Raw genomic sequence first — 335 nt, 5'->3', positions numbered from 1 at the left:
ATGGCGCGCCCTGAGAGATTCGAACTCCCGGCCTTTTGATTCGTAGTCAAACGCTCTATCCAGCTGAGCTAAGGGCGCAAATATGGAGCGGACGACGGGAATCGAACCCGCGACCCTCGCCTTGGCAAGGCGATGCTCTACCGCTGAGCCACGTCCGCAAAAACAAGATGCGCGTGGAGGGACTTGAACCCCCACGTCAAAGACGCTAGATCCTAAGTCTAGTGCGTCTGCCAATTCCGCCACACGCGCATGTAATACAATGGTGAGCCATGAAGGACTCGAACCTTCGACACCCTGATTAAAAGTCAGGTGCTCTACCAACTGAGCTAATGGCT

General features: G+C 54.9%; 3 tRNA genes. All 3 read right to left on the bottom strand.

The features are described from left to right. Position 1: 1 nt before the first annotated feature. Positions 2–78: transfer RNA gene (locus G9G54_RS24955), tRNA-Arg, on the bottom strand. 5 nt (positions 79–83) lie between these two features. Then, positions 84–158: transfer RNA gene (locus tag G9G54_RS24950), tRNA-Gly, on the bottom strand. A gap of 10 nt (positions 159–168) precedes the next feature. Then, positions 169–249: transfer RNA gene (locus tag G9G54_RS24945), tRNA-Leu, on the bottom strand. Positions 250–335 lie beyond the last annotated feature (86 nt).

Origin of the sequence: Paenibacillus sp. EKM212P (assembly GCF_011066115.1) — a bacterium.
GTDB lineage: Bacteria > Bacillota > Bacilli > Paenibacillales > Paenibacillaceae > Paenibacillus > Paenibacillus polymyxa_B.
This window is presented reverse-complemented; position numbering and strand designations above follow the sequence as displayed.